Annotated in this window: 16 protein-coding genes; 2 read left to right on the top strand and 14 right to left on the bottom strand. The window is 32.9% G+C overall.

Going from position 1 to position 25,763, the window contains the following annotated elements; translation table 11 throughout:
* Positions 1-105: 105 nt before the first annotated feature.
* The 4 genes from SLH52_RS15815 to SLH52_RS15800 all read right to left on the bottom strand — a co-directional run bounded on the left by SLH52_RS15815 (position 106) and on the right by SLH52_RS15800 (position 7,817).
* On the bottom strand, positions 106-1,491 hold the full coding sequence (locus SLH52_RS15815) for a lyase family protein (RefSeq protein WP_320210261.1): 1,386 nt from the start codon (positions 1,489-1,491) through the stop codon (positions 106-108).
* 206 nt (positions 1,492-1,697) lie between these two features.
* Entirely contained in the window at positions 1,698-3,719 is a 2,022-nt protein-coding gene (locus tag SLH52_RS15810) for a sigma-54 interaction domain-containing protein (RefSeq protein ID WP_320210239.1), read from the bottom strand.
* Positions 3,720-4,249: 530 nt separating this feature from the next.
* Positions 4,250-7,363, bottom strand: coding sequence for an MMPL family transporter (locus tag SLH52_RS15805; protein ID WP_320210238.1), 3,114 nt, complete (start codon positions 7,361-7,363; stop codon positions 4,250-4,252).
* Positions 7,364-7,379: 16 nt separating this feature from the next.
* Complete coding sequence (locus tag SLH52_RS15800; RefSeq protein WP_320210237.1) at positions 7,380-7,817, bottom strand: MarR family transcriptional regulator; 438 nt, start codon at positions 7,815-7,817, stop codon at positions 7,380-7,382.
* Positions 7,818-8,245: 428 nt separating this feature from the next.
* On the opposite strand from SLH52_RS15800, the gene SLH52_RS15795 reads away from it, so the two are divergent.
* On the top strand, positions 8,246-8,815 hold the full coding sequence (locus SLH52_RS15795; RefSeq protein WP_320210236.1) for a hypothetical protein: 570 nt from the start codon (positions 8,246-8,248) through the stop codon (positions 8,813-8,815).
* 720 nt (positions 8,816-9,535) lie between these two features.
* A complete protein-coding gene (locus SLH52_RS15790; protein ID WP_320210235.1) occupies positions 9,536-10,339 on the top strand; it encodes a S16 family serine protease in 804 nt (267 codons plus the stop codon).
* Positions 10,340-10,808: 469 nt separating this feature from the next.
* On the opposite strand, the gene SLH52_RS15785 is transcribed toward SLH52_RS15790, so the two are convergent.
* From SLH52_RS15785 to SLH52_RS15740, 10 genes are all read right to left on the bottom strand, one after another.
* On the bottom strand, positions 10,809-12,455 hold the full coding sequence (locus tag SLH52_RS15785; RefSeq protein ID WP_320210234.1) for a glycosyl hydrolase family 18 protein: 1,647 nt from the start codon (positions 12,453-12,455) through the stop codon (positions 10,809-10,811).
* 179 nt (positions 12,456-12,634) lie between these two features.
* Positions 12,635-13,027, bottom strand: a complete 393-nt coding sequence (locus SLH52_RS15780; protein ID WP_320210233.1) for a VOC family protein — start codon at positions 13,025-13,027, stop codon at positions 12,635-12,637.
* Positions 13,028-13,121: 94 nt separating this feature from the next.
* The gene (locus SLH52_RS15775) at positions 13,122-13,529 is read right to left on the bottom strand and encodes a VOC family protein (protein WP_320210232.1); all 408 of its coding nucleotides are present in this window, start codon (positions 13,527-13,529) and stop codon (positions 13,122-13,124) included.
* 732 nt (positions 13,530-14,261) lie between these two features.
* Entirely contained in the window at positions 14,262-15,773 is a 1,512-nt protein-coding gene (locus SLH52_RS15770; RefSeq protein WP_320210231.1) for a right-handed parallel beta-helix repeat-containing protein, read from the bottom strand.
* Positions 15,774-16,560: 787 nt separating this feature from the next.
* A complete protein-coding gene (locus SLH52_RS15765) occupies positions 16,561-16,953 on the bottom strand; it encodes a RidA family protein (protein WP_320210230.1) in 393 nt (130 codons plus the stop codon).
* A 59-nt stretch (positions 16,954-17,012) separates the two neighbouring features.
* Complete coding sequence (locus SLH52_RS15760; RefSeq protein WP_320210229.1) at positions 17,013-17,558, bottom strand: GNAT family N-acetyltransferase; 546 nt, start codon at positions 17,556-17,558, stop codon at positions 17,013-17,015.
* Positions 17,559-18,785: 1,227 nt separating this feature from the next.
* The gene (locus SLH52_RS15755; RefSeq protein WP_320210228.1) at positions 18,786-21,806 is read right to left on the bottom strand and encodes an efflux RND transporter permease subunit; all 3,021 of its coding nucleotides are present in this window, start codon (positions 21,804-21,806) and stop codon (positions 18,786-18,788) included.
* Positions 21,807-22,105: 299 nt separating this feature from the next.
* On the bottom strand, positions 22,106-22,678 hold the full coding sequence (locus tag SLH52_RS15750) for a TetR/AcrR family transcriptional regulator (RefSeq protein WP_320210227.1): 573 nt from the start codon (positions 22,676-22,678) through the stop codon (positions 22,106-22,108).
* Positions 22,679-23,357: 679 nt separating this feature from the next.
* Positions 23,358-23,588, bottom strand: coding sequence for an excisionase family DNA-binding protein (locus SLH52_RS15745; protein ID WP_320210226.1), 231 nt, complete (start codon positions 23,586-23,588; stop codon positions 23,358-23,360).
* A gap of 249 nt (positions 23,589-23,837) precedes the next feature.
* On the bottom strand, positions 23,838-25,760 hold the full coding sequence (locus SLH52_RS15740) for a hypothetical protein (protein ID WP_320210225.1): 1,923 nt from the start codon (positions 25,758-25,760) through the stop codon (positions 23,838-23,840).
* Positions 25,761-25,763: the final 3 nt, after the last annotated feature.

The following is a 25,763-nucleotide window of genomic DNA, read 5'->3' as shown; positions in this document are numbered from 1 at the left end:
TAAACCTGCTAATCGAAAGTCTCTTCTGTAGGTTGCGGTTGTAATCAAAAAATTAATACACAGGTTTACAGCTATCTCCTACCCTTAAAATACTAGGAATATATTTTAAATAACTCCTGGATTTCTCAGTTTCATAGGATCAAGTATATGATCCAACTGTTCTTCTGTTAATACATCTAACTTTAAACAAACAGTTCTCACACATTTACCAGTTAAAATAGCCTGCCTAGCAATTTGTGATGTTTTTTCATGACCTAAATACGGTGTTAGGGCAGTTAGACCTGGAACATTCCTTTCGATATTCTTCATTATTTGCATTTCATCAGCTTCAATTCTTTTTAGACAATAATTTGTAAAAACATTAAATCCATTCTTCATCATATTGATTGATTGAATTAAATTAAAAACTAATACAGGTTCCATCACATGTAAGCCATATTTTCCTGTTTCAGTTGACATTCCAATATTCAGATCATTGCCAACAACATGGTTAGTAATATGATTGATGATTTCGCTTATAACCGGGTTTATTTGTCCTGACATTTCAGATGTAGCAGACAAAGATTTTCTATTTAGGCCAGCGTTTGATTCAACTGACATTAACCTTAGGTCGTTACATATTTTAGATATATTTATCATATTATTTTTTAAAGCTGCAATAACATCAGAATATACATCTGTTTGTTCGTTAGCATCAACGATCTGTTCGGTCTTTTTAAGTTGAAACCCACTAATTTGTGCTATATTGTCAACAACCTGATCGCTAAAAATAGTTACTTCTTTAAGCCTTGTTCCTATCGGTTTTGTTCCGATATGGATCTTAAATAATTGATTTTTTGAGTTAGTAATCCTTTTAATATCACGTTGAATCATGTTGCGGTAGCTTTCAAATTCTTGCCCTAACCGTATAGGTAAAACATCATGAAGGTGTGTGTCACTAAAGTGAAATAATTGTTCAAATTTGTTTACAATTTGTATTATAACTTGCTCCATATTTAGCATCGTTGTTAGCAGCTGTTCTATCATATCAAGTGTAGCTAATCGAAACGAAGTAGGAAACACATCACCTGTTGATTGAGACATGTTCACATGGGTATTTGGACTAATAAATGAATAATCACCTTTTTCTCTTCCAACAATTTCAAGCGCACGATTAGCAATAACTTCATTGGCATTCATATTGAGTGAAGCACAAGCACCAGGTTGTATAGGATCTACGATGAATTGATCATGCAATTTACCAATAATAATCTCATCAGTAGCTTGAACTATAGCTTGTCCTATCCTTTTGTCTAATACGCCAATTTTTACATTAGCTAGAGCAGTAGCTTTTTTAACTATAGCGATTCCTTTTATTAATGAAGTATGCACCCGATAACCCGTGATCGGGAACATCTCTATTGCTCTTAACGTCTGTAATCCGTAATATGCAGATTCTGGAATACCCTTCGTACCTAGAAAATCTGTTTCGCTCCTTTGGCCTATTACCATCATAATTATTTCCCCCTCTTCATTACGGTTACAACTTTCTCTTTTTCTATATATTTAATCTTTTATACTATTTGCAAAAAATATGCCAATAAAAAAAGCTGAAAAATCCCGATATTTCAGCTTTTTTATTGTCGAAAAATAATAACGGGACAAAAAAACATCCCGTTATCAATCCCATTATCCATTTTTGTTTTGTTTTCCGTGTTTTATAGTTTTAAGCTAGACAATGTTGCTACACCTTTTTCTGTAACGACAGTCCCTTTCATCCCTGTATAACTATGAATTAATTCTAAATTATACATCCTTTTCAGCAATCTGCGAATCTTGCTTTCACCTAGATCAATTCCTTCACTTTTCGCTAAATCAGTGAGAGCTCTTCTACCAATACCATTACTCTCATTAATTTTATGTAACAGCCATAACATGTCTTCATCGATAAAACGATCATTCTCTGTACATAAATCGTCAAACCTTTCAGACAAAACGTACCCTGGTAAGTCTGTAACTAGTATTCTTATAGATGGATTTTTAATGTTTACTAAATATTCAATAACATTAACTAATTCTCTGACATTCCCTGGCCAGTGATAACCTACTAAATAGCGAATAGTTTCATCGTCAAAGAAACTATCTAGCGGTATATTCTTCCCATTTGAAAAACGTTTTAAATAATGTGCTAATAAGAGTGGAATATCTTCTCTACGCTCTCTTAAACTTGGAGAGTAGAGCGGTAATACATTGATTCGGTAAAACAAATCTTGTCGGAACTTTCCCTTTGCTACTTCTTCTTTTAGATCTTTGTTTGTGGCTGCGATTACTCTAACATCAATAGGTATCCGCTTTGAACCACCTACTCTTCGAACATCTTTCTCCTGTAACACTCTTAACAATCTAGCCTGTAACTCTAATGGGGTATCTCCAATCTCATCAAGAAAGATCGTTCCGCCGTGAGCAAGCTCAAAAAGTCCAACCTTTCCACCTTTAACAGCACCAGTAAAAGCCCCTTCTTCATATCCAAACAACTCACTTTCTAACAAGTTTACAGGTAATGCTGCAAAATTTACTGCGACAAAAGGACCTTTTTTACGCTTTGAAAAATTATGTATCGATTGGGCAAAAAATTCTTTTCCAGTTCCACTTTCTCCTTGTATTAACACAGTTGAGCTACTTAATGACAATCTTTTTGCTAAATTAATATTTTTTACGATCATGTCACTATTTCCTATAATATCTTCAAATATATATGTTGCATTATGATCTGTTTTTCTCATTCGTCGTCTAAGCTCATATTCTATGTTTTTAATCTCCATTACATCTTCAAATGTGATTAAATAGCCCACTATATAAGCATTCTTTTTGACTGGAATTTTTTTTATTACAACCTCTCTTTCACTGATTTTCATGATTTCTCTATCAACCTCTTCAACTTGCCATATATGTAGACTCGGTAATACATCCTTAATTCTTTTTCCTAAAATGACATCCTTTTCTTCTCCTAAAATTGATAGCATCAACTCATTTACTACAGATATTTCTCCCTTTGAATTTAAGTAAATAATTCCATCGTTCGTATTATCTATTATCGTTTGAAACATATTTTTAATTTGCTCTGACTCTTCAGAAATTTTTGTTAATTTTTTTGACAACTTTATTATTTCACTCACATATTCAGATGATAGCACTTCACTACTTTCTGACAGTAAATTTAACTCTTGTAGTATTTCTATAATTGTTGTTATATCTAATTTTCTTATTCCAATATCAATCACTTTATTAACGCAATCAGGGATCCATTTTGTTTCACCTGGGGTAATAGCTAGTGTTAATTGTTTATATTGTTTTATTCCTGGATAATATGGATGGTAATTGATGTGATCAATACCGTAATTTTTTAATTGTTTAATAACGTGTAAACTCGAATCCTTATGATCATTCACTAGTAATACATCAGTACCAGCTGGGATATCGATTAATTCTTTTAAAAATTGATGATTGATAACGCGCTTCGCATAAATATGCTTTACATGCTGTGGAATTTTGATCAATCTTAAATTATCTATTTGTAAATCTACCGAATTTACAACTATACAACTTGAGAAATCTTCATCTATCGTATCGCCTATACAATATCCTTTTACCTCAATACGATGGCCAGTAATTTCTCGTACTTGTCTACAAATATATTTATTTGTTTCTCTACCTAGGCTCATGACTATTACTCTCTCCACTTTTGCACATCCTATCATAAATCCATTGTTTTTGTATTATTCTAATAATTATTATACCATCAGTTGTGTTGGATGAAGCTTCCAAAAGTTTATTTATTTTGAATAAGAAAATATAAAATTTTATATCTTTACAGGCAATTCTTGTTGCATTTCGTTCTAAGATACACACGTATATCTCTAACTGTCGGGACACCTTTTCTACATACATTCCTAAAACTCATCATGCTGTCCATTATTAGTAATAATTACAACAAAGTTTATGAGAAAAAGCTTTGTAAAAAATGAAAATAGTTGTAAAAAACCAAAATAATAGATGAAGGGCTACGCTTGTACACGCTGCTAGCTGATACTGATTTTACATAAATTAATGAACTAAAAAAATATAACCTGAGTTCAACTAAAATTGAACTCAGGCTTAATATTTCTAAAACTTCTGTTTATTAATAAGTTTGTTAATTTATTGTTTGAGATGTTAAATAATCTATCTGGAATATTTACAACGATCTCGTTGATTATCAGTATAACCGAAGTCATTTATCCTTTTTAAATGGCCACCAGTTTGCAGTCCCAAAGGTGTTTACCATCACTGGTATGAAAAGTGGCAATACGACACATGCGTATAATAATAAGCCGACTAACAATATTGTGGCAATTTGTATGAGTGAAAGAACCCCTGAAGGTATCATAGCCGCAAAAGTCCCTCCTAATATTAGTGCAGCTGAAATAATTACTGTCCCCATATTTTTCATCGCATACTGCATAGCTTCTTGTACGGATAAAGATTGATTTTCATTAAATCTATCCATTAAGAAAATGCTATAATCTACACCTAATGCAACTAACATAACAAAGGCAAAAAATGGTACAGCCCAACTTACTCCTGCATAGCCTAATATATCTACAAATAAAATTTCTGCAAAAGCTACCGAAGTAAAATATGTTAAAATTAATGATAAAATGATATAGATTGGCATAATTAATGATCTTAATAAAATCGTTAGCATGATAAAGATGCCTATAATCATAATGAAGACAGTACGCAAAAAGTCTTCTGATGACATCTTCTTCAAATCTGCATTAATACCTGTTTCTCCACCTATCCCAAACTTTGCATTTTCTAATTTGCTACCATTTATACCTCGATATATTGCCTCTTCAATATATTCAATTTGGCTTAGCGCTGCCTCAGAGTATGGGTGTTCATCAAAGATTACATCAATAGTAACGATCTTTTGATCAGCCGACATATATGTTTCAAATACACGACTAAAATCATTATCTTCCAAGACTTCATTAGGCAAATACCAACCTGTTAAAGCTTCATCAGGAGCAGAAGATAATTCAGCTAGGTAGTCCGTTGCCGTTTCCAATCCCGTATAAACTTCATTTAAGCCTGTAACACTTTGGTCTAAACCATCTGTCAACTCAGTGATTTGACCACCTAAATCCTGAAAACCTTCCCTTAATTCCTGCTGACCAACAACAATTTGTTCGATTCCACTACTAACACCTGGAAGGGAAACGATTATGCTTTCTTGCCCTGCTGCTAAACCAGATATACCTGAAGCTAATTGTCCAATATTGTCAATGAAGCCTGCAAACCCTTCAGCCAATGCTACTTGACCTTTAATCGCTTCATCAAATCCTAAATTTGCTAGTTCAACACTTTCAACAACATTTAAAAATTCGATATTTAATTGTTGTAAACCTGTGCCAAGCTCTGTTAAACCACCATAAACTTCATTAATTGTTGTAGTGATTGCTATAAATTGTGGGTCTTCGGCTAGATCGGGATATTTTTCGGTTATATGTGAGAATTGGCTGTTCACATTTGCTAAAGCTAACTGAAGGTTTTCTAGATTAACTTCAATTTCTTCATATCCCGCTGAAAAACTAGTTAGTCCATTTCCAATCTCATTGTAACCATTGAGCAAATCAGATTGTGAGTTTGCTAATATTTGAGCATTATGCTGTAACTCGATAAGCCCATCCTTTAATTGATTAGCGCCGTATGAACTATCCCACATTCCTTGTTCAATTGATTTCAAACCATCCGCAAGTCCCGCTACACCACTTTTCAGTTCATTTGTGCCATTAATCAAATCACTTATACCGTCAGTAGCTTCATTCAACTTAGGGGTATTTTGTGACATTAAGGTGCTAGCTTCTTGTAAACCTTCACTAATTAGCTGAATTCCATCATTGCCATCCGCCAAACCACCATTTAGTTCGGCTAGTTGATTTTGAACGAATAACTCTTCAAGTGGTTCTCCAATTGGTCTAGTAATACTTCTAACTGAAGCTACTCCATTTACTGAAGCTACTTCTCTACTAATTTTTTCAATAATAGAAATTGATTCTAAATCGCCCATCGGATCATCATTTTGAATAACGATAGTCGTCGGTAAAGATTCTCCAGGTCCAAAGCTATCTGAAATAATTTGAAAGGCTTTCACTGAATTGAAATCGTCACCTAATTCATCTAAGTTGTTAAAGGAAAGTTTGTTTTCATAAAAAATGAGAAATGGAGTGACAATGACCAGTACTGTAACTAAAGCGATAACTGGTCGTTTAAAGGTAAACTGTCCTGCTCTATCCCACAGTTTACTTTCACGATGTTCAAGTGATTTTTTCACTGGCCAAAATAGTTTTCCACCTAATAGGCTCATAAAGAATGGAACGACAGTAAATAATGCTACAAGCAATACCGCGATGCCAACTGCAACCGCAGAAGCAGATTGATATAGCTTAAATGTTGAAAATCCAATTGATGCAAAACCAATCATTACAGCTATTCCACTGAAAATAACAGTCTTACCAGCAGTGCGATATGTTTCAACTATTGCATCTGAAACATCTTCATGCTTTGATATTTCTTCTTTAAATCTACTTAACAATAAAATACAGTAATCCGTTCCGATCCCGAACAAAATTGCAACGAGGAAAATTTGCGTAAACGTTGAAACTGGGAAGTTGAATCCATCAATTAAAAATGCGACGATTGACTGAGATGCTAAATATGTAAGCCCTACTGTGATGAGTGGAATAAATGGAGCAATGAGTGATCTAAAAACGAAGATTAGCACCAACAAAATAAATCCGACTGTAATGAACTCTGTTTTTTTCAGACCTTCTTCAGAGTTCACAATCACATCCTCGTTTATGATCATGGAGCCTGTATAAAAGTAATCTACCTTAATATTGTTGATGACATCATATAAATCATTTTTAATTTCTATAGGCTGACGATTCATACTGTCAACAGTTAATGTTACTAATATTGTTTTACCATCTTCTGATACAAATTGATCTTTTAATTCTTGCTCTTGAAAATGGGAGAGCACCTCAGTGATACCGAGTTGTTCCTTCTTTGTATCCAATATTTTTACTGCTTCTTCCGCTTCAGTTATATCAGCCGTTGAAAGAGTGTTTTCGTTATAAAATACGAGGGCGATTTGTTCACCAGAGACACCTTGCTCTTCGAGAATTTTATTCGCAAAGCCTGAAGAGTATTGTTCAGGCATAGTTAGTTCCCCTTTTTCTCGAACTAGATCAACGAAGCTGGGTGCCAATAGCATAAGTGACGTTACAAGCACTACCCAGGCTAGTAAAACTATCCACTTCCCTTTTATAACATACTTCATGTTTCTCCCCCCTAGTTTATTTATTTACTAAATACATTAATTTTTCATAAGTATTTAAAAAGGAATGAATTTCTTCATCATCAAAATTACTTAAATAAGCACCAACTATATTATTCACTTGCCCTTCTGTCCATTGATAAATCTTCTCTCCTTCCTCAGTCGTAGACAAATATATGACACGACGGTCATGATCATCCCGTGACCTTTTAATATACCCCTTTTCAACTAGTCGATTGATTATAGCTGTTATAGCACTTTTTTGAACGTTGAAAATTTCAGATAATTCTGTAGAGATACAAGGTCCAAACTTATGAATGTAACGAAGAATTAAATGTTGATCACTCGTAATAACATGTTGAATTTGCTCCTTGATTTCAGCACCAATCTTTTTCGACACGGTAAATGATGCGATTTCAAATCGTTCTATCGTTTTCTTTAACTTTTCTTGGTTCATCTATTGCCACATCCCTTTATAGTTCAACTGTTTAACTATTTAACACTTAAACTATAATTCGTGAACTCAGTTTTGTCAATTTAGTTTTTCGTAAATCATTTATAAGATTAGTCTAATAAGGTGAGCTAAATGGAGGTGAGTTTATTTTTATTAAGCTGACTAATCATTTCGAGCTAAATTCAACAGTCACTTATTTTCCAATTTATTATAGAATGACCAAGTAAAAACTTCTCTAATAAATGGTTTTATATAATCTAGGTTCTTTACGTCTTTGAATTTTATATTGATTTGGTTAGAACTTACTGAACAGAGCTAGATCATGGTTGGTTTTAGGGGATGATAGATAAATTTACCAATGAAAGCTCTTTAATTATTTACGATAATAATGTATGTCTAATACAAAGAAGTATATATACAAGGAGATTAAGATGATAAGTAAACTAAAAAACAGAGCAAAAGAATTTTTAATAAGTGTACTTAAAAGCCGTGCAAAAGAAATTTTAGCATGTCTTTTGGTGATTTCTATTGTCTTCAATTATGTTCAACACAAGCAAAATAATATAATTGAAGACAGATTGAAAACAACATACCTGGAATATATTACAGATATTTATTGGGTTAATTTTATTTTTCCTGATTATTCGACTTCAGAATTAGCAGATTTAGAAGACTTTAATTATTTACAATTGTTGCAGTACCTTTCAAAACTTACTTTAACTAAAGTCCCACATGCCCCAATCGAAACAGATTGGTTAATAGCTAATACGTTAGGGCTTGTAAATGACTTATATGATAAAAGTATAAAAGGAGATGCGTTTACGGAAGAAGATTTGACATTGATTAGAGAAACAGGTGATTTATTCAAAATATACACGGACGATAAAGAAAACATTAGTCTTTCTACAATGTCCTCAAAAGAAATTCTAGAAGAATTAGATAAAAGAAATCAACGTTTAATAGAGGCTGGATATGCTCAAATCTCAAATAAGAAATATTAAAAAACAAACCCTTGTGAACCTGCAAAAAACAGATATTACAAGGGTTTATTTTTCAGTCTTATTGACAAGGAACAAATTAGGTACTTTTTATATTCATTAATTCAATGCTGGATATACATTAATAGTTCGTTCAGCTATTCAACTATAGAAATACATTCATTCATTTATAAAGTCAATAGATATAAAACAACCTGGTTTTAAATCTGTTCTAATTTAGCATACGTTATCGTCAGAATACCCTCTTTAGCCAGTTGGTAATAGCTCGTCATCGATAATATTGTATCTCATCATATCAGCTACTTATACAAAGTTGTTATGCGTTATCAATTCAACACAAAAGAGCATTTTCCAACAGTAATAAAAAAAAACCATAGCATTATAGCTACAGTTTATTGGTGTAAACTCATAGGATAAATTAATTTCAACGTTCCAGTATTATTTACCTAATTCCCATTCCTCGGAATATTAAAACAATGTTCACAAGATTTTATTTTAATAATTTGTTTACACATTATTATATTTTCTAATACATTTTTCATCATAAAAAAGGGAATAGCTATTTAGATGATTACTTCTTTACCTTTTTTTAGAATTTTTATTTACTTTTGATTCTCTTCAACACTCTTGTCTCTTAATAAAGTTTCATTGATTTATCATGTGTAAAATTCTATAATTGTATATATTATTATTTAAGAACATACGTTTCAGGAGATGGTTATTTTGATAGAGTTTTTTGAAGCATTACCTTTATTTTTATATTTGTTTGGAGCTTATTTGCTTTTAAGTGGAATTAAAAGCATTTTTGAAGAGAGAACATACAAGAAATTTAACATAATAACGAGGATTTTGTTAGGGTATCTAGTGCTATATTGGTCGTTTTCTTCACCTTTTTACTATTACATATATACTGAAGGGCATGCAACTAGCCTAGAAAGTAAAATAAGCGAAGAATATAGAATGAAAGACTCTCATTTTAGTAAACTAACTATTTTTACATATCCAGGAGTAAAGCAGAAAGATTTGACAATAATTAAACAAATTACAAAGGAAACTAATACAGATATTAACATAATATTACCTCTTACAAAGTCCATTGTTTCATCTTCAATTGACAAAAGTAAAGAAAGCAAATTAAATGGATATAAAGAGGGAATGATCTTCGCAAGCTCTTTCTTAAAACGTGAAATCCCTGAAGATATGATAATAATTACAGATGGTGAAACTGGTGGTTCTGACGGCATGATTATGACTCTTGAATTGATTCATCAACTTGGAGATAAAGACTTAATCAAAGGGCGAAAAATCGCAGGGACCGGAACTGTAAATAGCAAAGGTGAAGTAGGTAGTATTGATGGGTTAGAAATTAAAATAGAGGCAGCAGAAAAATCTGGTTATGATTTTTGTATAATTCCAAAATCATTGGAGAATAAAGGAAAGAATATAGTTGAAGAAAATTATTACAACATCCAATTAATCCCAGTTGAAACGATTGAAGAGGCATATAATTATTTAACGAGTAAATAATTAATTAAAAAATCATTATTTCCTACTAGTTCGGTTCGGTCAACCAATACATCAAAAAGTCTCTGCTTTTAATGGGTAGGGACTTTTAGTTTTTAAAAAGTGCGTGAAGTTCATAGAATTCTAAAAACTGTTAGTAGATAAATAGATGTGAATTTAAGAGATAAAAATGCACTCTTATTAAACGCTATTTTGCACTATAAGTAAATATAAAAAGCCAAATTGCTGAAAAACATTGAGTTAGTAAACAGGACCAACAATCCTGTTACATAATTATGCTTTGTTGTTTTCATTCACATATATTTTGAGAAAGCGTTGTTGATTAATTTGACTATTATCAGATTAGGATGTCACTAGCGTTAGTTATTATCGTATTTAATTCTAATTTACGATAAAGCAATAATTAATTAGATTAAAATGAAAAAGCCGGTTGCATATAGAAGCAACGCGGCTTTGAGTTGTTGTTTAAGAGTTATTTTTCAATTAAATTTGCAATTCGATGTAACAAAGCAGCAGTGTGTGCTCTAGTCGTTTTGCCTAACGGATCGAACGAGCCGTCTTCACGACCTTGAAAAATGTCTCTTTCTTTCATAATCGCTATTGCATCATGCGACCACCTTGATGAATCAACGTCTGAAAAAGGATTTTGTGGTACTTCTGAGACATCCCCGTTACCAAGTATTCGATACAGTACTGTAGCAAATTGCTCCCTAGTTATGTCGTCATTTGGATTGAAATTGCCATTACTGCCTTTAAATATATTATGTTGGGCAATAATTCCAATGTCAGTATAAGCCCAGTGCTCAGTAGAAACATCATTGAATGTTTGACTAACTTCTTTTGTTGGCTGTAAATACAATGCTCTTACTAAAATAGCAGCAGCTTGTGCCCTAGTTAGATGGTCATTAGGTGCGAATATTGATGATGATTTCCCATTCATCCAACCTTTTTCTTTCACAAAGATGATATCAGCTAGCGCCCAAAAGTCGGCTTGTACATCTGAAAAATAGACGGTTTCTTTTTGCGGATTGTCGTTTGTCTCATTGCCTTGATGCCAATCGGCATAATAAGTCCAAAATGACGGATCTTCCTGTCCAAGACTCCAGCTCCCTGTCCCCTTCAAGTTATACTTATCTACAAGCTTTAGTTTCTCATTATATGATTGTTCGTTTTCGAACCATAATTCATATTTGCCTCGCTCAAGAGGGTCTTTCCAAGAGGCTAATTGAAATTCAGGGTCTCCTTCTTTTATTTCAAAGGTAGCTTTAGGAGTTTCATATTCATCTGAATAACTTAGCGTTACATCATATGTTTCAAATAATTTGTTCGCTTTAGTGAGTGATACCCCATCTCCGATGATTTTATCACTTTTAGCCTTTTCTTCATCATCCAAATCTTCTAATTTCCAAATACGTCCGTAAAATGGTAGACCTAACACGATTTTATTTGCTGGAACGTTGAAATTAAATGCAGATTCGATTGACTTTTCCACAAACGAAATGCTTGCAACAGGACCCGGATTACTTCCCCGATATGATTGATCGTAGGTCATGATCATTAAATAATCTGCATAGTTTGCTAGTTTTTCATAATCATATTGTCCTGCCCAACCAACAGTTGATCCATTTGGGTTAGATGCTACAGCTACTGCAATTTCCTTATCTGATGGAAGCTTTGAACGTAAGAGTCTTACAAAATCTGTCATCATATCTCTAACAGTCTCATTTAGACCTTCAATATCAATATTAATTCCATCCAGATTATAAGTTTCAATTGCTTTAGCAATGTCAGTAGATAATTTTTCCCGATTCTTTAAAGCATTTTCACCTTGAGTAAAATCCCAATGATTACTTAAAAAAGGAACAATTTTTAAATTCTGATCATGAATCTCGTTAACAAAGTTTGGATCAATGTTTTCTAGTGCTAGATCACCATCTTCTGTTAAGTTAAAGTAGTTAGGGCTGACGACATCTAACAGCTCATTTGTATTCTCTATTGATTCTAGATAACTATCGTTTGAACCACCATACAAATATGACATATTAAATCGCCCTTCAGCTTGTACAACACCAGTAAGTAAAAAAACAGATACAAGCAGCATTAAGCCTATTTTCTTCATTTCCGCACACCTTTCTCTTAGAAGTATTCTGCCCGTAAAATAAAAAAGCCTTCATTTTTTAATCTATTATCTAGGAATGAAGGACAGTTTTCTTTACATTCTACTATACTACAAAAAAGGACATTTTAAGTGTATTGTTGCAGAAATGTAACTTAAATGAAACTTTCAGTCTTTAAATGTTATTTCCACACTTTCATTCTATCAGCTAATGTCGAAGTATGTAGTTCTAGCTGTGTTCCATCAGGGTCAAGAAAGTTAATCGCCCACCCAGTTCCTCTTTTTATTGGGCCTCTCACTATTATTACTTCGTTATCATTCAATATGTTAACGGCAGCATCAAAATGATCCTCTGAAATAGAAAATGCAACATGATCTACACTCAGTTGTTCAACTAGTTTGTTAGGGTATTGCTCTCGTTCCTGTAAGCATATCCAAGCACTTCCCCATTCTAAGTAGGCATCTTTCTTCCCTTTGTGAACTAGTTCCATTCTTAAAACTTCAACATAAAACTTAAGAGAGTCAGTGAGATTACTAATGTTTATTGTTACATGATTAAAGCCTTGCACGTGCATTCTTTGTAATTCTCCTTCTTTTTAACCGTTGTGATAGACTAGAGCTTACTGCTTTAACATACAACAGTAGTCCTTACGTCTATTATCTTGTGATTTATGATAATTGACAATTTAAATCCCAACAAACACCAAACGTATCTACCACTTTACCATACTTTGCTCCCCAAAAAGTGTCTTGCAGAGGCATAATTATTTCTCCTCGTTCTGCTAATTTACTATATACAGTTTCAATTTGATCAACTTTTGAAAACTCGATCGTTAATGTCACTTGGTTACCTTTCTCGATAGATTGGGTATCTAGACCATCTGAAAAATAAACTGTTTGCTCTCCCATCTGGAAACGTGCATGCAACACCTTATTTTTGTTTTCTTCGTTAACTGGCATATCAGGTGCTTCATGAAATCGTTGCAAAGATATAATTTCACCTTCAAATACATCTTTATAATAATTTAAAGCTTGTTCACAATTCCCTGCAAAATATAAATATGGTATTATCTTCATTCTACCATCCTCCTTCTTAATACTCTTACGAATATTATTTTCTACCTGGAGAATGAAAAACCTCTTTAATAAATGAAACTTTTGTATGAATAGCTCCTTTAATTAATTCGTAACTACCCCGTGAATCAAAACTTCTGAAAAAAAGGTGAATAGGTTCCTTTCTAAAGCCATTACCAACTAGATTGTGTAGGTGCATTTAATGTATAAATACCACGTTTGTTGTATCTTTATTAACATAATATTTTTATGTTAAACAGATGTTTATTTACTTCATCAGAATAATGTTGAAGGCTTAAGTTGTAACATTATTTGCATTCTCAGTGTGTTTATAATAACGAATTAAAAAAATCGTTTTAAGTATAACGGTAAAAGTCATACAATTTGATCTCTTACGTAAAGGCTTCACATTTATTTAATAGTTTAGCAAATTTGCAAAGTTTCAATAGACGTTGCTTAAGGATTATTAAAAAATAAAAAAGGATAATTTCTAATCATTTGAATTTATCCTTCTTTTTGTATTCGTCATTTTGTTGTTAAAGATCAATATAGTATGTTGATAACAACCTAATTAGTTAAATTTAATGACAATAGTTTTTCATCTCTTTGTTTATTAATTCCAATTGGTCTGTTTCATCATTATTACGACCATTAAGAATTGTGCTAGAAATACAAGATTATTTTTAACACTAAACATTTTTGTCATGAGTAGCTTTATCATTAATTGACAACTAGTTAACAGTCACCCATACATTGTCCAGCGGGATCACTCGTATTACAAACATTGTTCGCGATAGTGTTCGTATTTGGATCAACGACAAGGTCTATATTTTCATTATCGAGGGTAGTATTCTTGATCACGATATTTTGTTCACTAGATGACGCTACTTCAATTCCGTTAACCTTATTTTTTAAAATCGTATTTGATTCAAGTGTGTTATTGTCCGAAACTTCTAATTCTATACCATCAGAGCCATTATTTTGAACGGTATTTTTTTCAAGCGCATTGTCGTGAGAAACTTCTAACTCTATCCCATCAAACTCATTATTTTGAATTGTATTATTTATTAGCGTATTGTCATGAGAAACTTCTATTTCAATCCCGTCAAAGCCATTATTTTGAGCGGTATTTTTTTCAAGCATATTGTTGTCAGAACCTACTAGTTCTATCCCATCAAAGCCATTATTTTGAACCGTATTTTTTTCAAGTGCATTGTAGTCAGAACCTTCTAATTCTATACCATCAAAAACATTATTTTGAACCGTATTTTTCTCAAGCACATTGTTACTAGAGCCTGCTAATTGTATTCCGTCAAAAATATTATTTTGAACGGTGTTTTTTTCAAGCGTATTGTAGTCAGAACCTTCTAATTCTATACCGTCAAAAACATTGTTTTGAACGGTATTCTTTTCAAGCATATTGTAGTCAGAACGTTCTAACCCAACCCCGTCAGAACCATTATTTTGAACGGTATTCTTTTCAAGTGTATTGTTGTTACCTACCAATACATTTATGCCATTAAGAAAATTATTCTGAACGGTATTTTTCTCAAGCGTATTGTTGTTACTAGTCATTAAAGTTATGCCATTAAGACTATTATTTTCAATAATATTTTTTTCAAGCACGTTGTTGGTACTAGAAGCTATAGTTACACCACTAACACTATTACTTTGTGAGGTATTTTTTTCAAGCGTGTTATTATTACTGGATGCTAAAGTTATACCGTGAATACTATTTTTTTGAGCAATATTTTTTTCAAGGATGTTATTGTTACTAGAAGATAACCATATACCTTGAACACTATTATTTTGAACGGTATTCTTTTCAATAATGTTGTTGTTACTAAACGCTAAATTTATTCCATCTACATTATTATTTTCAATAATATTTTTTCCAATAGTATTGAAGTCACTAGCCAATAAACTTACACCACTAACACTATTATATTGAATAGTATTTTTTATAATAGTATTAGTGTTGCTTGACATTAAATTTATACCATGAACACTATTTTGGACAGTAAAACCCTCAATTAAGACATCCGAAACGGTGTTAAGAAGAAACCCATTAACGGAACCTTCTATTACTGGATTACCTTTACCTTTGAGGGAAAGATTATTCGTTGAGATTGTCGCGCCAACGTAGGGGCCACCAGCTGCAAGTACCTCGATGACATCGCCTTGATTTGCTGCGTTAACCGCTTCTTGAATAGTACTAAAATCTGTTGGAACGATAAGTGTGTTCATATTTTCATCTCCTTTCATTTTTTTCTGCTTTAAGCGAGAAAGTAGGATTATTCAGATTATCAATTTATTTTTGACATGCTATCACTTTAACCATTTTATGCGTGGACAGAAAAAACGTATAGACAACTGTTTTAGTTTTGGTAAAAAGGCGTGTAACAGATAGGGAGTATCTGTTACTATAGATAGAATCCAAGTCGATAGACTTGTTTTAACGGTAGCCACTAGGCAAAACAAACAATTGAATGGATCATCATAAAATATCTTGCATCATTTTTATAAAAAAATATTCATACAATCCATCCTAAAATCTTTTATAATGTATCCAAAAAAATTATACTAATTAGGTTTTCTACTAGGAGGGGGATTTTTTTGGGAGAAAGATAGAAAGATTTTTGATCGTACCTTTTTAAAAAGATTTAAACTGTTGTTGCTAAGTATTTAACATATATCGTAATAACTTAAAACAGTGATAAGTCATTGTAATAATGAATGGTCAAGAGCACTTTGAGAGGATGAGGAAGGTTCTACTATACAACATCATTTTAATAATAGGATAAAGTGGGACCTTTTTAGAATATTATTCAGGGGTAACAAAAATAGATACTATGAATCTAGAAGTATACGTATTAAATTAATAACATAACTGACTCCATCAAGTAAAATTCAATATGGGGAAATCAGGTGGAGGCTCTATTCCACCTGATTGAAAAATACCACCAATGAAGACTCATATCGTTAAATGCAGCAGTTGAGTAAATACCAACGTTTTGTTAATCAATCCGCTACATTATTCATTACGTACGATCGCTTCAGCTTCTATCTCAACTAATAATCTTGGATCTATAAGTGCGTTGACCTCTACCATCGTAGCAACAGGTTGTATATCTTTGAAAATCTCGCCATGAGCTTTTCCTATTTCTTCCCATTTTGATATATCAGTTACAAACATTCTAGTTCTAACAACATCGTTTATTGTTGAACCAAGGTTTTGGAGTGTCTCTTCTATTATTTTCAAAATACAGACAGTTTGTTGATATGCGTCATCCTCACCAACAACTAGACCATTTTTCATAGAAGTCGTTCCTGCTATTTCTATTCGATCGCCTACACGAATGCCTCTTGAATAACCCACAGTTGATTCCCAGGGTGACCCAGTCAAGACCTTTTTTCTCTCACTCATTCACGCTCTACCTCCAAATTTTACAATAGTATCATATGGTATCTCACTATTGTGCTAAATCAAATTTTAAACCTTCCCATAACAATAGTATTGTAGTACTTACCATCTGATAGCATTTTATCATTTATTAATACTCCCTCAACTACAAAACCGAGTTTTTTATATAGCTTAACTGCTTTCTCGTTATATTCTAAGACATTCAATGTCATTTTTTTAATGCTATTTGCATCAGCCCACTTAATTGATACATTTAATAGATTTTTTCCTATACTATGTCCCCAGAAACCTTTTAATACACCTACACCGAACTCTACTTTATGAGCGAACCTTCTTAAATCAACACCTTCACATCTTGCAAATCCTACAATCTGATTACGAGTTTCAGCAACTAAAAATAAATTTCTTTCTTTTTCACTATCAGTCTTTATGATCTCTTCAAATCCTGATGAATCAATAAATGCCTCACCTTTTTCCCTATCCAAGTTCTCTGTTTCTCCATCAATCTGTAGTCTTAATTCGGACAACTCTTGTGCATCTTGAACGTCTGCTGATCTAATCGTATAGTGTAAACCCTTTTCACAAAATTCTTGTTTACTAATAATCATAATTTACTCCCTTGTATGTATTAAATCTTCCTTCTACTATGCTGAAACTAGAATAATAAATAAATGATTACATAAAAATTAATTATGAATATTTAGCATCTAGTTTTCTACATATTTTGTTACCTATCCATTGATCTACTAAAAATTAGAAAATAAATATATAGTTAAAGTAACATTTTAACAAAAATTTCGTCTAATAAATGAAAATAAAAAAATTAGTGCAGTTGCACTATTATTGGAGTGAAATAGGTTGATTATATACGCCACAGCTATAATGATTATTATTGGAAGTTGGTATTTCTTTGTAAAAAATATTAAAAATAATAATTCCAACTTAAAATTATGTTTGATAATGCTAGTTGTTCCTTTTCTATACTTCTTTATTGGTTTGCAACTGGCTATGTTTCTACATAGTGAAGGACTTGGTTATGTCGTTGCAGCTTTATTATACTTATTACTTTTTAATAGCTTGATTTTGCTTGTTGCTCATTTTGTTCACTTTTTCGTTAAAGGCTCTCTTCGATAGTGTTCTTTTTTTATTATTTCTAAATTGAATTTTCTTTCTCCATCTTACATTTTTCCAATCTTTATTTTCCTTAGCTTGTGTAAAAGACTAGTCTCATTTTCCGTCAATGGAAAAACAGTCTTTAAAAAACATTGTTAATAGTTTATAGTTATTACATTACACACTTGCGAAGAGAAGTGAAAGAAATGAAAAAATATATGCTAATTTTAATTCTATTACTTAATAGTCTTCTTTTTGGTATAAATATACAAGATTATAATCATATTATTGCAATTGAAGAGACGTCAAATATCGAGGCCTCCCACTTACAATCGTTCATGCCATTAGATAATAATAATCAATTGGATATGTGGGTACGGCCGTTAATAGTAGTTTGCTTCATCATATTAAACATATTAATACTACATTCTCATTATATTAACTTAATAAAACGCCAATCCTCACTGTTTGCCGTCTTTTTTCAGTCAAATTATGTGGATAAAGTCCTCCTTTAAAATAATATTTCGATAATAAGGGGGAGCATGAAGATGACATGGATTAAATTAATTATGATGGGATTTTTCTCTGCTACTGCAATCACTCTATTTTCTTATCAGGGCTTCGAAATTTATCATGCTATAGTAGATTATTTTAATCAAAAATAATCTACAAGGCACATGTTAAAATACATGTGCCTTTGTCATGCAAAAAATATATATTTTTTATCTTTCCTTTTTCACTTGGCTGATAAAAAAGAGTTCATAAACTACAGGAATAATGATTAATGTTAACAGCGTAGACGAAGTAAGTCCCCCAATTACTGTAATTGCCAAGCCCTTAGAAATTAGTGTCCCAGATGATGTTGTAAATGCTAAAGGCAACAGGGCAGCGATCGTCGCGAATGCGGTCATTAATATCGGGCGTAGCCTTGTTTTACCTGCTTCAACAATCGACTGTCGTATAGTAAACCCTTTTTCTTCACGGTTTTGGCCAATTCTGTCAACAAGTACAATCGCATTTGTCGTGACGATACCGATTAACATTAAAAATCCAATCATTACACTTACTGATAGTGGTTCACGTGCAATTGACAATCCAACAAATGATCCTATCGGTACAAATATGAGTGAAGATAGGATAATAAATGGAATTCGAGCTTTGCCGAAAGTGATCAACATGGTGATGTAAACGAGTCCAATCGCAAAAATCATAGCTATCCCTAGTTGTTGGAATGTCTCAACAGTCTCATCACTACCTCCGCCGCCTTCAAAAGACACACCTTTGGGAAGAACTATATCTCTTTCAACTCCCGTGATAACCTCCTGTGTAACCTGTTGAATATTTTCTGAATCAATTTGAGCTGAGATACGTGCAAATACTTTTCCATCTAATTTTTGAATCGACGTAAACGTTTCAATTTCTTTAACCTCTGCAAGCTCTTTTATAGCAATAGGTCCTTGCGCAGTAAAGATTTGTGTATTCTTTAATTGCTCGAGCGAGGTGATGTCATCGTTATATGATAACTGAACACGATGATCTTTCTCGTCAAATGCGAGATTACCGAGGGAAACTGGCTTTGTTTGATCAACAACCGTCCCTAGAATTTGAAAACCTGATACATCGTATTGTTGTGCTTTATCCGAATATATATTCACAACAACTTGCTTTTGCTTATCTTCAAAGTTATTCGTTACATATTTCAATGAGGGGTGGTTTAGCAAATAGTCTTCCACTAATTTAGATGCTTCTTGCAGTTTTTCTAAGTTGTTAGAATACAAGTCGATATTGACATTATTATTCGTAGGTGGTCCTCCTGTTTCAAGCTCTTGAATGCCAATCTTTGTTCCAGGTGCATTATTGTCAACGATTTGTTCCATTTTCCCTTCTAATTTTTTCACTAATGAAGCAGTGTTTACATCTTCATTTAACGTAAGAAAATAACTAGCCTGATTTTGTTTTTTTAATCCGGTACGAAAATCGCGGCTACCTACACCTGCTGTAACCTCATTGATTTCTGATTGCTCTGTATACATTTTTTCAATTTGCAAAGATACATCATTTGCTTTATCTAATGATGTAGAGGATGGGAGCTCAATACTCGCAACTAGTGTCTTTTCTTCTTCATTAGGGATAAATGTAAATCCTAAAGATTGAACTAAGAATCCCGAACCAACGAGTAAGAGGAGCGAAACTACTAACACAAGCGCTTTATGATTCAATGACCAAGAGATTGTTTGACCATAAAACCTCTGTAAAACACCCTCTTTTTCTTCTTCGGGTATTTTTTTGAAAGAAAATTTTGCTAATATAGGTACAATAGTAATAGCTACAAGCAACGATGTTAATAATGAAAACACAATTGTTAAAGCAAACGGTAGAAAAAATTCTCCTGTTATCCCTCCGACAAAGCCGAGAGGTAAAAACACTACTACAGTTGTTAATGTAGAAGATGTGATAGCTTTTAATATTTCTTTCGTTGAATCTTGAATAATGTCGTTTGTTATACTCGCCTTTGACTTCCTTACTCTTCTAAAGATATTTTCTATGACTACGATACTATCATCTACCACTCTTCCTACTGCTACCGCCATTCCTCCAAGCGTCATGACATTTAACGTAATATCCATTTGAGCTAGAAATATTGAAGACACAAGTAAAGATAAAGGTATGGAAATAATGGCAATAATTGTTGCTCTTACATTTCGCAGAAACAGCAATACTGCTACTGATGCAAACAGCGCTCCTAATAAACCTTCTCTTACTAACGTTTCAACTGATTTTTCAATTCCTTCAGCAGAGTCTAAGCCTATCGCATAATCTAGTTTATTTGAATATTTATCCAACACGGTTAGCACATTTTCGGCCACTTCAACAGTATTTGCATCTTGTTTTTTAATAACCGCTAACGACAGTGAATCATTTAAGTTATACCTTGTTAATTCTGGTTGTTCTATAACCGAATCAATTGTCGCTATATCTTTCAAATAGAGAGGCTTACCGTCTTGTGCGAATGGCGATGAAACAATAAGATTCTCTAAATCTTGAACTGATTGTAAGCCCTCTTGAATACGTATGGGGATCTGTATATCATCTGACTTAATATTACCAGCCGGAAACGACAAGTATTTTCCGTTTATTTGTTCCTTTATTTGTGCAAGGCTTAAACCCGCACGCTGAGCTTCTTCTCTGTCGACAGTAATTTGTACAAGTTCTTCTTGTATACCGCCAACGCTAACACTACTTATGCCTTGAATTTTATTAAGTTCTGGTAAAACTTCTGCCTCTAACAATTCCTGTAAGTCATTATCGTTTTTAGCAAATAGTGAAATGTTATAAATAGGTAATGAACCAAATGAAAAGCGGTTCACACTCGTAATGGCTTCTTCGGGAAGTATAGTTTCCTTCATATAGTTATTAACTTGTGCTTCAATATCGTCCATCTCTGCATTAAATGGAAATTCTAAATTTAAAATGGCTACACTTTCAAATGACGAGCTTTGGACCCTTTTCACACCTTCGATTGTTTTAAATTTATCTTCCAGTTTACTTGTCACTAACTCATCCATATCCTCAGGAGAAGCACCAGGATATATTACTTCAACAGATATTTGTGGAAATTCAATATCCGGTAACAAATCAAGCTTTAACGTAGTAAAAGAATATGCACCTGCAAATAATAAAAGAAAAGATATAATAAAAACGGCAACGGCATTTTTCAAGCTGAATTTTGTTAAAAAAGTCATCATCATTTCCTTTCTGTTCATTAAATATTATATTTTTTAACACTCTTTTTTCCGTAAGCAGTAAGTATGCATAATGTAATGTCAGAACTTATGTTTAATCATATTCACGGTTTGTATCGGTTATAAGTTTTCAAACTATTTGACTAAAAAATTATTAATCTCTTAAATCATATCCTAGTTATATAGTAAAGATAGCTTTTCGGTCGATCACTCCCCTTTTTTCGACATATGTGTCGAATACGTCCAAAAAAAACTCCTTAATCGGAGTTATTATCACACATTCCCGACAGAAGTGTCAACTATTTGGCCTTAATGCCATCAAAAAATAAAGTAAATAATGTTTCACTCCATTGGTCAATATCCATATTTAAAGTATTTGGGATCAAAATAGAACTAAAAAAGACACTGGCTATGCTATGCGCTTGCAAATCATTGCGGATAACAAACTCTCGTTGCCCACATTTTATCACATTAACTAATATTTCAAAGAAACGCTCATTTTCTTTTTCAAGTACATCCATTTTTTCATCATGATGATTTGATGACGCCTTCATATGTTTATATACTTGGATCATATCGTGTATTGTTTCCCCGTGCTTAAGAAAAATAGTAAGCAATTCTTGAAGCTGCACTAAAGAATCAGTATGCTCTAACACCTTTTTACATTCACCATAAATTTTATCTGAAACGTGCTTTATGTAATGAAAGATGAGCTCATCTTTATTAGCATAGTATTCATAAATGGTACTTCTACCTACACTAAGTTGTTCAGCAAGTGCTTTAAAATGAAAACCTTCGTACCCTTTTTCAATAAGTAATTTACGAGTTGATTCAAAAAGGTCTTTTTTTTCTATTCTTTTCTTTCTTCCCATGAAGTTCACCTTCATTCCGTAGAGCTACAGTTTAAGTACAAATTGTTATACCTTTTATTTAGGCTCTTTTCATAAACTTTGTTGCAGTTGTGTTACCTAACCGCTATTTTTGAAAGTGTTTATTTCCTAATACGAAAAACAACTATCAATGCGAAAACGCCTTTATTTATACTAATATATATTTTAACTGTTATTTTTTGCATTTATCGTATCTTATTTTTGAGTAGAAAACAATTCCTCTTTAGCAATTAACATAAATGAGTATGTAAAAGCTTTGATGTCATTTAAAGGTTTTAGTTGAGGTCAGCACCACACTTAAGTGGAGAATTGAAACCGTACAATACATAGAGCATTACTAAATTAACCATGTGAATGGCGTAGCTCAATGGTAAGGAATAAGTGAATTCGGTTTAACGATAGCAAAAATATGTAATAAAATCCTTATGACTCATTCTCCGGCAACTTATTATATAGAGTTGAGCGGACAAACCTATGCGAAAGCCAATATTCCCTTCTACTTGTAAAATAATTACCATACAGATCAAATTCCCTTTACCTGACATCTACATGAGGTACGACGGTACGTACCACTTAGGGGGATACAAGGTTGGCTCGATCGTGGAACTTAAAGGCTCCATCTCAAGCGTTAGCTGAGCAGTGAGAAGTTCCGCATTGTCAATCAATCTTCATCCTTCACATCTATATCCTCTGGGATAGGTTCTTGAAGTATCTCATCTATTAGTTTCTTATACTTTTCTACTTGTTCCATATGTGTCGTAAACTGATCTTTATTAACTAAATACTGATCACCATCAAATACAGCCCGAATTTTTTTATGTAGTATTAAATCTTCAATAGCTGCTTCAGATATGGATAAATAATCTGCAAGCTCTTTTATTGTGAGATACATTGTTATCAATTCCTTTTAATTGGCTGTTATAGCATAGTTTTATTGTAACTAGATCTACTTTCAATAATTCAGTGACTGCGCTCAACACCACTATTATACTATTCAAATACTAACAAATTTTACGAAATACCTTTATTTTTTCACATTCATTTTCCAATGACTAAATATACCACTAACCTACGTATATCTACACATGCATGATTGTGATGGAAAGAACCAGATAAGTTAATCTTACCTGATTCCATATTATTAATCAGTATGAATAGTTTTCAGTAATAGCTTCTTTAATAATGGGAATAGTACATCAGATAACTCTTCAAGATTTTCTACAACTATACTGAACTTCCCATATATATTCTCGAAGGTACTCCTTTGACCTTCACTAATTTCTCCATTTGCCAGAAAAATGTTAATCACTTCTATATTGTTTTTTCTTGCGTGTAGAACAGCTTCATGCGTGTCAACTATACCATTTTGATCGTAGCCAAAGGCCGCTGGCTCACCATCTGAAAAAACAAGCAAAAATTTTTGGTTTTCTATTCTTTGTAGGAGTTGGTTAGTAAGGTACCGTATGGCAAAACCGTCACGATTGTCTTCTTGCGCTTGAAGCTGCATGATTTCAAAACCACTCGTTTTTCTTAAAGAAGATTGAAAGCCGATGACTGTTTGAAAATAGTTCGGCTGATTAGTTTCTGTAGCGTCCGCTGTGTCTTCCCAAAAACCTACAATTTGGTGTGGAATGAAAAGAGACTTCAACGTTTCATGAAACAGTGTTATCCCACTCTTTGTGTGATCCATCTTATCAAACATTGATGCCGAACAATCAACTAATAATGAAAAAACAGCGTCCAATTGTGTAGACGGATTCGTTTTTTTATAAAACATTCGTGGACGATCATCAGTAAATAGCTTAGTGAGCTTTCGATTCAAGCGACCAAAATGCAAATCATTTTTTGGTAAAATCTTTTTTTCTTCAACAGTTTTTTTAATTGTTTGTGTTAGCTTTTTTTGGTAGGGAGTTACTAACATTTTATAGTTTTTATATAAAGATATATCATTTGCTGAAGGACTCAGAATATCCACTTGATGGGCGACAGCATACCTATTTTCTTTACCATACGTGGAATCCCCTCCAAAGTTTTTCTCCTCGTGCTCCCCTTCCATTAATTCCATTTGAGAAAAATCACTTTGAGAGCTTTGCTGTGAGCTTCCTTGTACGATACCCATCGCTTGGTCTCCACTTTCACCTTTCCTTACACCTTGACCGATAAGGTCTGTCTTTGTTCCTTGCTCTAGATCAAACTGCAAAAAGCTCTTTGTTGTCGTTTCTGTTTCACGATGCCATGTCGGGAGTACATCTTCATGCTTGTCTTCATCATCGTGATTTTTTGCCAACATATCTTCATTCTTCAATTTATCTTTACGTTTTAAGTCACGGAATGTTTGCCCATTATCAATTTCTTGCAACACCGTTTCTGGCAACAAGAAGTAAATGTTTAACATATCAGCTGTTAATACTTCATCCAAGACTTCTATGATTGTCCAACATATTTTTGTAGTATCTTCAGTTTTTGTTGCTTCATATATTTTTGGCAGCTCTCTTTGAAGAAACGGAATTATTAAATCCACGCTCTGATTAATAGTTGGAATTTCTTCTAACGGTGATTCGGATGTAATGAGTAAATAGATTGCATTAAATAGTGCATCTGTATATACGCTTTTTACTATATTGACTTTAAGTTGATCTTCAAAATACTTTCTATAAACTTCTCTTCGTTTGACAAATGCCTTTTTCGTACCTGGTCTTTGTCGGATACAAATTCCTTCTAAACGAATATCCTCAAGAAGCATAAATAATTGTTTTGCAAAGCTTGTAAGATTTGCAGATTTTATCTTCCTGACAAAAGCCTTATATGCCAGCATATTAGTATAGTTTATATTACCAATGCAACGTAAATATACTTCACTCTTTAACCCAGCGATCATTTCTTGACGCTCTCGAAGATCCCAAAAATGACTAACATATGCTTTCTGTTGAATGATATCGTAATAGGAACGAAAGCCAAACTCTACCTCGACTTCTTCGTTTTTTGTGAGTGCTTTAGCAAGGTCAGATAGCTCCATAAATAAGAAAGAATCAATTTTTTTATCGTTAAATTGTATCGGCTTCATTAA

Source organism: Cytobacillus sp. IB215665 (assembly GCF_033963835.1).
Taxonomy (GTDB): Bacteria; Bacillota; Bacilli; order Bacillales; family SM2101; genus Nanhaiella.
This window is presented reverse-complemented; position numbering and strand designations above follow the sequence as displayed.